The organism is Melaminivora alkalimesophila (genome assembly GCF_000282995.1).
GTDB classification, from domain to species: domain Bacteria; phylum Pseudomonadota; class Gammaproteobacteria; order Burkholderiales; family Burkholderiaceae_C; genus Melaminivora; species Melaminivora alkalimesophila.
The window spans coordinates 1-7,591 of record NZ_ALEE01000547.1; the positions used below are offsets into that span (position 1 = coordinate 1).

9 protein-coding genes and 1 pseudogene are annotated in these 7,591 nt (G+C 69.5%); 4 read left to right on the top strand and 6 right to left on the bottom strand.

The genetic code is table 11. From position 1 onward, the window contains the following. Positions 1-167 precede the first annotated feature (167 nt). Entirely contained in the window at positions 168-389 is a 222-nt protein-coding gene (locus A612_RS10735; RefSeq protein ID WP_019374488.1) for a hypothetical protein, read from the bottom strand. 392 nt (positions 390-781) lie between these two features. Next, positions 782-1,426 carry a histidine phosphatase family protein gene (locus A612_RS10740; protein ID WP_019374489.1) on the bottom strand — a complete coding sequence of 215 codons (645 nt, stop codon included), beginning with the start codon at positions 1,424-1,426 and terminating at the stop codon, positions 782-784. 107 nt (positions 1,427-1,533) lie between these two features. Between A612_RS10740 and A612_RS18175 the strand changes: the two are divergent. The 3 genes and pseudogenes from A612_RS18175 to A612_RS10755 all read left to right on the top strand — a co-directional run. Then, a pseudogene (locus tag A612_RS18175) lies at positions 1,534-2,490 on the top strand (IS30 family transposase); the annotation flags it as partial. 323 nt (positions 2,491-2,813) lie between these two features. After that, a complete protein-coding gene (locus A612_RS10750; protein WP_019374491.1) occupies positions 2,814-3,152 on the top strand; it encodes a type II toxin-antitoxin system RelE/ParE family toxin in 339 nt (112 codons plus the stop codon). Beyond that, entirely contained in the window at positions 3,149-3,430 is a 282-nt protein-coding gene (locus tag A612_RS10755) for a helix-turn-helix domain-containing protein (protein WP_019374492.1), read from the top strand. Before A612_RS10750 ends, A612_RS10755 begins: the two co-directional genes overlap by 4 nt. Positions 3,431-3,665: 235 nt before the next feature. On the opposite strand, the gene A612_RS10760 is transcribed toward A612_RS10755, so the two are convergent. From A612_RS10760 to A612_RS10775, 4 genes are all read right to left on the bottom strand, one after another. Beyond that, the gene (locus A612_RS10760) at positions 3,666-4,295 is read right to left on the bottom strand and encodes a DUF4136 domain-containing protein (RefSeq protein ID WP_019374493.1); all 630 of its coding nucleotides are present in this window, start codon (positions 4,293-4,295) and stop codon (positions 3,666-3,668) included. A gap of 98 nt (positions 4,296-4,393) precedes the next feature. Next, a complete protein-coding gene (gene ttcA, locus A612_RS10765; RefSeq protein ID WP_019374494.1) occupies positions 4,394-5,350 on the bottom strand; it encodes a tRNA 2-thiocytidine(32) synthetase TtcA in 957 nt (318 codons plus the stop codon). A gap of 8 nt (positions 5,351-5,358) precedes the next feature. Beyond that, complete coding sequence (locus tag A612_RS10770; RefSeq protein ID WP_019374495.1) at positions 5,359-5,730, bottom strand: dihydroneopterin aldolase; 372 nt, start codon at positions 5,728-5,730, stop codon at positions 5,359-5,361. Between the two features lie 50 nt (positions 5,731-5,780). Continuing rightward, positions 5,781-6,569: an SDR family oxidoreductase gene (locus tag A612_RS10775; RefSeq protein WP_040436628.1), complete on the bottom strand. Its 789-nt coding sequence runs from the start codon at positions 6,567-6,569 to the stop codon at positions 5,781-5,783. A 164-nt stretch (positions 6,570-6,733) separates the two neighbouring features. On the opposite strand from A612_RS10775, the gene A612_RS10780 reads away from it, so the two are divergent. Next, positions 6,734-7,591 (top strand): class I SAM-dependent methyltransferase (locus tag A612_RS10780; RefSeq protein WP_241209550.1); only part of this gene is annotated, 858 nt, incomplete at its 3' end.

Here is a 7,591-nt window from a genome sequence, read left to right on the forward strand (position 1 = left end):
CCCGCCGCAATGGCGGGGCGCCCGTCCCGTCGGGAAAACCAACGAAAAACGATCCGGCACCGGGCAACGGCCGGCCGTGCGCCGCGCCCAACGCGCGGCGCCGGCTCCCGGCGTCCGGCCGGGCTCCGGAGGAAAGGCCGCTGCGGCGTGGACCGCAGCCCTGACCGTCAGCGCAGGCCGTCGCGCTGTGCGGTGGCCTGGCCGCTGCCGCCGCTCATGCTCAGGAAGCTGCGGATGCGGTGCGTGGGCCAAGCGGTGCGCGCATCGAGCTCGAGCGCCTGGTCCAGGGGCGAGGTCGGCGGCTGCACGCCGGCGCCATGGCGTGGCGCATCGAATGCCGACCCTTGGGAGGGCAAGCGGCGCGCGAGGCGAAACCAGAAAACGGGCATGGCAGACTCCTGTGCTGGCACGGGAGGAGCCACGTAGCGGCACGCATCAAACGCCGCCCGGCCACGCCATGCGGCGGTCCACACGGCAGCGGCGAGCGGGCTCGCAGCGAATGCAAGGCAACGGAGAAACGGTTGCGACACGGCAATGGGGCGGGAAGCTGGGGCTGCCGGCCCGCCCCGTGCCTGGATCGCACCTGGGCGGAGTCGGTCAGTCGGCCAGCAGCGCTGCCATTGCGGCGCGCCTTGCATCGCTGGTTGAACTGGCACTGTCCACGTGGGGACTCCGGAAATGACGAAGCCGCTATTGTGGCAAAAAAACGTCAGGAAGTCAAGGCCTTGCCGGGACCCGCGGCGCGGGCCGGAGCGCTGGGCCAGTCTCCCGGCGCGCCGGCTCAGGACAGCCGCTCGTCGCGGCTGCTGCCCTCCAGGTGCCGTACGTCGCACCAGCCCACCAGCGCCAGGCCCCCGGGCGTCCACAGCAGCCGGTTGATCGCCGCGTTCGCGAGGGGCCAGCTGCGCGGTGCCTGCAGCCCCTGGCGGGTGGCGAGGCGGTACAGCACGTCCATCACCCCGCCGTGCGCCACCAGCACGATCTGCCCGCCGCCATGGCCCGAGGCGAGGCGCCCCACCACCTCGGCGATGCGCGTGCTCAAGGCCACGAGCGATTCGCCCCCGCCTTCCGGGGCGTACTCCGGATCGCGCTTGCGCCAGCGCAGCGCGTCCTGCGGCGCTTCCTGCTCGACCTGCCGGAAGGTGCGCCCCTCGAAGCGCCCGAAGCTGCGCTCGCGCAGGCCCGGCTCCGCGCGCAGGGGCGCGCCGGTCGCCACGGCCACTGCCTGCGCCGTGGCCCAGGCGCGCTGCAGGTCGCTGCTGTAGATCGCGGCGATGTCCTCGCCAGCCAGGGCACGCGCGGTCTGGCGCGCCTGCCACAGGCCGATGTCGTTCAGGCCGATGTCGAGGTGGCCCTGGATGCGGCCGTCCACGTTCCAGGCGGTCTCGCCGTGGCGGATGGCGATGATGCGGGTGGCTTCCGGCATCGAAGCGGGGAAAGGCTCTGTGGCCATCTGCTCATTGTGGCTGCTGCATAGAAGAGTCTCCTTAGACTCAACGTCCAAGCGCAACGCCCCCATATCAGGGCGTTGCCATGTCCAGAACCTACCATCACCTGAGTTCCGAGGATCGCGCCGTGATCATGATCGAGCGCCAGAGCGGCAGCAACCTGCGTTCGATTGCGCGCCGCTTGGGCCGTTCGCCATCCACGCTATCGCGTGAGCTGCAGCGGGCAGGACCCGGGGCTTACGACGCGACGCGCGCCGCCCAGGGCTATCGCGAGCGCCGCAGCGCCAGTCGTCGTCCACGTTTGCTGCTCCCAGGCACTGCGCTGCACCAGCACGTGCGCCACCGACTGATCTTTTGCCGCTGATCGCCGCAAGAGATTGCCGCCAGACTGCGGCAAATACCCGACGCCACACGCCCTGGCCTGGTCTCCCACGAGACGATCTACACGACGATCTACGCACAGCCGCACGGCGCGCTCAAGCTGGACATGAGCGCCGCGCTGCGCCAGGCGAAGCCATCGCGGGGGCGGCGTCGAACAACTGCCGCGGCCAGGAGCTTCGTGCCCGAGGCGTTGCGGATCCAGAACCGTTCGGAGCGCATCGAGCACCGTTTGCTGCCCGGGCACGGGGAGGGCGACTTCATCAAGGGGGCCTACCACCGCTCCGCGGTGGGCGTGCTGGTGGAGCGCAAGACGCGCTTCGTGGTGCTGTGCCACATGGATGGCTGCACGGCGACGGATGCCGTGGAAGGCTTCAGCCGCCAGATGAAGAAGCTGCCGGCCTTCCTGCGCGAGAGCCTGGCCCGCGACCGCGGCAGCGAAATGGCCCACTTCGAGGAACTGAGCCGACGGCTGAAGATGGACAGCTGGTTTTGCGATCCGCATGCACCTTGGCAGCGCGGAAGCGACGAGAACACCAATGGCTTGCTGCGCCAGTTCCTGCCCAAGGGCAGCGACCTGTCCACCATCAGCCAGACGCTGCTCAACGATATCGCCCGCCCGCTCAACGGCCAACCGAGGGAACCGCTGGGATGGAACCGCCCCGGCGTCCCGCCCGCGCCTAAGGCGCTCCTCGGCTGGGGGCGCTGCACCCCCCAGTCCCCAGTGGCTTCGCCCCCTGTGCGCCCTTCGGCGCACGGCTCCCCTCACTGTTCATCAAGTGAGGAGTAGGCAAACGGCAGGACCGAAGGGCGCAGCGTGGCGCCTATTCGGCCGCTGGAGCGGCTTCGTCGCTTTGGGAAAGGGGGAAGGGTGGGTCAACCGCTTTGGCGGCTTTACAGGCCTTTTCTGGAAGCGGAAAAATCGCATGGCACGTAGGGCACACCGAAGTACTTCCCGGAGTATACAAAATTTTGTATACTCTCCGCATGTCCGTCCCCAAGCCCATCGAGTTCCGGGGCAGCGCCCTTGATGACCTGCGTGCCTTTCCCCTTGCGGCGAGGCGTGAGGCTGGGCATCAGATTGACCGAGTGCAGCACGGCCAGGAGCCGGACGACTGGAAGCCCATGGCTACGGTGGGCCAGGGCGTGAAAGAGATTCGGATTCGGGATGCTGCTGGGGCGTTTCGGGTGATCTACGTCGCCAAGTTTGCGGATGCTGTCTATGTGCTGCACTGCTTCAAGAAGAAGACGGAGAAGACCAGCAAGGCCGATCTGGACCTGGCCGCAAAGCGGTATCGTGATTTAGTGAAGGAGCTAGCCCAATGAGCAACCAACGATTTGCCAGCGTCTGGGATGCCATCGAGGACACCCCGGAAGAAGCGGAGAACATGAAGCTGCGTTCCGCCCTCATGACGGCGCTCAAGAACCACTTGGCGCGCGCTGAAGTGACCCAGGCGCAGGCCGCCAAGCTGCTTGGCGTGACCCAGCCGCGAGTGTCTGACCTGATGCGAGGCAAGATCAACCTGTTCGGCTTGGATGCGCTGGTGAACATGGCAGCGGCTGCTGGCCTGCACGTTGAAATGCGCGTGCTTGAAGTCGCCTGAGCTTCAGGAAGCCAACCGTGCCGCAAGGCCGCGCCATGACCGGCTCGGTTGTGCCCACTGTCCAAGACGCAGCGCAGCAAGCCACAGCGCAGGCCGAAGTGCTCCTGGCCGATCAAGATCGACTGGCCAAGGCCAAGGCCAAGGCTTTGCTGCTTCATGGGGCGTATCGTCTCAGCTGTGTGATCAGGGCGCTAGCACGGGCGCGGCGGATTTCATGCAGAGGTTCCTTAGCTCCTCAGCGCGGCGGCACGACTTCTGTGCGCACCCGGCGCGCGCCCTGTGGCGGCTGCGGAAAGCCGCTCAGCGCCTGGTCGAACAGCACGCCATAGATGGCGGGGTCGCTGGTCCAGACGTCCTCGTAGAGCGCGGATGTCTCGTAGACCACCTGGCCGCTGGCGGCGTCGCGCAGCACCAGGCTGACCCGGCGGTGGTGGAGCGTGGGCGGCCCGTCCATCAGCCAGCCGCCGCCCAGGCCCACGCCGAAGTGCGGCCCGCCCCAGCCCAGGCCCCAGCCAAAGCGGCCGTAGAACGGGTCGGTGGCGTAGTAGGGCCAGTGGTAGGGCACGGCATAACCCCCTTCGGCGCTGATCTGCGCCACCAGGCGCGCGTTCGCCTCGTCGCGGCGCAGCCCCACGCGCGCCAACGCCCGCTCGGCCTCGGCCTCGATGGCGGCAAAGGACGCGGACTGCGCCTGCTGCGACGGCAGGCGCTCGAAGCGGTAGGTGGGCGGGTTCGGCAGCGCGCTGAGCGTGGAATAGCTCTGCACGTCGCTTTGCACCAGCCGCGGGCCGGCGCAGGCGGTCAGCAGCGCGGCGGCGCAGGCGACCAGGGCGAAGGAAGCAAGGCGGCGCAGTAGGCAAGGCATGGCGGGCTCCTTTGGCGCCGATGCTAGCGGGTGCGGGCGCGGGGCGGCGCCAGACGGGGCGCCATGCCCCTGTCCGCCCCTGGCGCGGGGCGCGGCGCTCAACCCAGCCGGATCACCTGCATCCCGGGCAGGCCGGGCGGCGCCACCGGGAATTCCTCGTGGTCGAAGGCGGTGTCGCCCTCCGGGTCGGCGATGCCGGTGGCGCGGGCGTTCTGGAAGTCGTGCAGCTTCGGGTCCATCAGGTGCGAGGTCACCACGTGGCCCATGGCGCGCAGCATGCTCTCGATGCGCCCCGGGAATTTCCGGTCCCACTCGCGCAGCATCTCGTTCACGGCCACGCGCTGCAGCCCGTCTTGGCTGCCGCACAGGTTGCAGGGAATGATCGGGAACTGCTGGTACTGCGCCCAGCGCGCCGTGTCCTTCTCGGGCACGTAGCACAGCGGGCGGATCACCACGTGGCGGCCGTCGTCGCTCACCAGCTTCGGTGGCATGCCCTTCATGCGCCCGCCGTAGAACATGTTGAGCATCAGCGTGGCGACGATATCGTCGCGGTGGTGGCCCAGGGCGATCTTCGTCGCGCCCAGTTCGTCCGCCACCTTGTACAGGATGGCGCGGCGCAGGCGCGAGCACAGGCTGCAGGTGGTCTTGCCCTCGGGCACCACGCGCTTGACGACGCTGTAGGTGTCCTGGGCCTCAATGTGGAAGTCCACGCCGATGCGCTTGAAATAGTCCGGCAGCACGTGCTCGGGAAAGCCGGGCTGCTTCTGGTCGAGGTTCACGGCGACGATGGAAAACTGCACCGGCGCGCGCCTTTGCAGCTTGCGCAATATGTCCAGCAGGGTGTAGCTGTCCTTGCCGCCGGACATGCAGACCATGACGCGGTCGCCTTCCTCGATCATGTTGAAGTCGACGATGGCGCGGCCCATCTCGCGGCACAGGCGCTTTTCCAGCTTGACCTGCTCGCGCTCGATCCTGCGCGTGTCGCCGGCCGGGGTCTCGGCGGCTTCGGGGCCGCTCCAGGCGGCGGCATCGGGGGTGGGGGTGTGTGCTTGCATGCTCGATCTCACCATTGTCCGGTCTCGACGCGAATCGCCACTTCGCAGTCGTCGAAGATTTCCAGTTTCGCGATCTTCACGCGCGCGCCCTGCACGCCGGGCAGCTGCATCAGCCGCGCCGCCAGCTTGCCGATCAGGCTCTCCAGCAGGTTCACGTGCTCGGCCTGGCACTCGTCGATGATGATCTGGCGCACCTTGCGGTAGTCCAGCACGTGCAGGATGTCGTCGTCGGGCGGGTGCAGCGGCTGCGCGCCCAGGTTCAGCTCCGCGTCGACGCGGATCGGTTGCGGGGCGCATTTCTCGTGCGCAAGGATGCCCAGGTTGGCATCGAAGCGCAACCCGGTGAGCGTCAGGATCTGGGTGCCGGCAAGGGGGTGCATGGGTGGGCAGGGTGGCGGCGCCGCACGCAGGGGCGGGCGCACGGGGGTCGTCACATCAGCGAGAAGTCGCGTTCGAAGCGCATCAGGTGCTGGCCGCCGTCGACCAGCAGCGTGGTGCCGGTGATCGAGCGGTTCTCCAGCGCGAAGCGCACGCTGGCCGCCACGTCCTCGGGGGTGGAGGAGCGGCCCAGGGGGCTGAGCGTGTGCAGCTCCTCGAAGCGCTCCTCGCTCAGCATGTGGCTGCTCAGTGTCAGCCCCGGCGCCACGCCGACCACCCGCACCAGCGGCGCCAGCGCCAGCGCCAGCATGGTGCCGGCCGCCTCCAGCGCCGCCTTGGACAGGGTGTAGCTCACGAAGTCCGGGTTCTGGTTCCAGAGCTTCTGGTCCAGCAGGTTGACGACCGCGCCCTGCAGCTGCGCCTCGCCGGCCGCGGCGCGCTGCGCCAGGTGGGCGTGCAGGGCCTGGGCCAGCAGGATGGGCGCGCCGGCGTTGCTGCGCAGGTGCTGCTCCATGCGCGCATAGCCGACATCCTCGAAGCCGTCGTGCTCGAACAGCGAGGCACTGTTGACCACGGCGTCCACGCCGCCGAAGTGCGCCGCCACGCGCGGCAGCAGGGCGCGCACGGCGGCCTCGTCCTCGAAGTCGGCCTGGAAGGGGTGGCTCGCCACGCCCAGCGCGCTGCAGGCCGCGGCCGCCTCGGCGGCTTCCGGCTCCGAGGAGCGGTAGTGCACCGCCACCTGCCAGCCCGCGGCCGCCAGTGCCAGCGCGATGTGGCGGCCCAGGCGCCGGGCGGCGCCGGTCACCAGCACGGTGCGGGGACGGGACGGGGAGGAGGGCATGGAGAGGACAATGGCGCCTGATGACGACGAACACGAACCACACCAGCGCCCCGGGGGAGCCGGGCGGCGCGGCGCGCGAAGGCGCGAGTTTAACGACTGCCCTGCAGGCGCGGATCGCCGGGGACATTGCCGCTGCCGGCGGCTGGATCGGTTTCGACCGCTTCATGCAGCAGGCGCTCTACGCCCATGGCCTCGGCTACTACGCGCACGGCTCGCGCAAGTTCGGCACCATGCCGGCCAGCGGCAGCGACTTCGTCACCGCCCCCGAGCTCGGCCCGGTCTTCGGCCAGACCCTGGCGGTGCAGCTGCGCGAGGCGCTGGAGGCGACCGGCACGCACGAGCTCTGGGAATTCGGCGCCGGTAGCGGCGCCCTGGCGGAGCAGCTGCTCGGGGCGCTGGGCGAGCGCGTGCGGCGCTACACCATCGTCGACCTGTCGGGCAGTCTGCGGGCGCGCCAGCAGGAGCGGCTGGCCGCCTGGGGAACGCGCGTGCAATGGGCCGACCGGCTGCCCGAGGCGATCGAGGGCGTGGTGGTGGGCAACGAGGTGCTGGACGCCATGCCGGTGCAGCTGCTGCTGCGCCGGGGCGGGATCTGGCACGAGCGCGGGGTCGCGCTGGATGCGGGGGGCGCCTTTGTCTGGGCGGATCGACCGACGGAGCTACGCCCGCCCGTGGAGGTGGTGGGCGAGCACGACTACCTGACCGAGATCCACCCGCAGGCCGAAGGCTTCGTGCGCACCCTGGCGGCGCACCTGCGCCGCGGCGCGGTCTTCCTGATCGACTATGGCTTTCCCGACGCCGAGTACTACCACCCGCAGCGCGACATGGGGACGCTGGTGTGCCACCGCGCGCACCGGGTCGATTCCGATCCGCTGGCGGAGGTGGGCACCAAGGACATCACGGCGCACGTGAACTTCACCGGCATCGCCCTGGCCGCCCAGGAAGCCGGGCTGCAGGTGCTGGGCTACACCACGCAGGCGCGCTTCCTGTTCAATTGCGGGTTATTGCAGCGGCTGGCGCAG

Bases quoted from the DNA above. Each gene is read 5' to 3' on its own strand.
- A612_RS10735 (WP_019374488.1), bottom strand. From the start codon at position 389: ATGCCCGTTTTCTGGTTTCGCCTCGCGCGCCGCTTGCCCTCCCAAGGG.
- A612_RS10740 (WP_019374489.1), bottom strand. From the start codon at position 1,426: ATGCCGGAAGCCACCCGCATCATCGCCATCCGCCACGGCGAGACCGCC.
- A612_RS10750 (WP_019374491.1), top strand. From the start codon at position 2,814: ATGTCCGTCCCCAAGCCCATCGAGTTCCGGGGCAGCGCCCTTGATGAC.
- A612_RS10755 (WP_019374492.1), top strand. From the start codon at position 3,149: ATGAGCAACCAACGATTTGCCAGCGTCTGGGATGCCATCGAGGACACC.
- A612_RS10760 (WP_019374493.1), bottom strand. From the start codon at position 4,295: ATGCCTTGCCTACTGCGCCGCCTTGCTTCCTTCGCCCTGGTCGCCTGC.
- ttcA (WP_019374494.1), bottom strand. From the start codon at position 5,350: ATGCAAGCACACACCCCCACCCCCGATGCCGCCGCCTGGAGCGGCCCC.
- A612_RS10770 (WP_019374495.1), bottom strand. From the start codon at position 5,730: ATGCACCCCCTTGCCGGCACCCAGATCCTGACGCTCACCGGGTTGCGC.
- A612_RS10775 (WP_040436628.1), bottom strand. From the start codon at position 6,569: ATGCCCTCCTCCCCGTCCCGTCCCCGCACCGTGCTGGTGACCGGCGCC.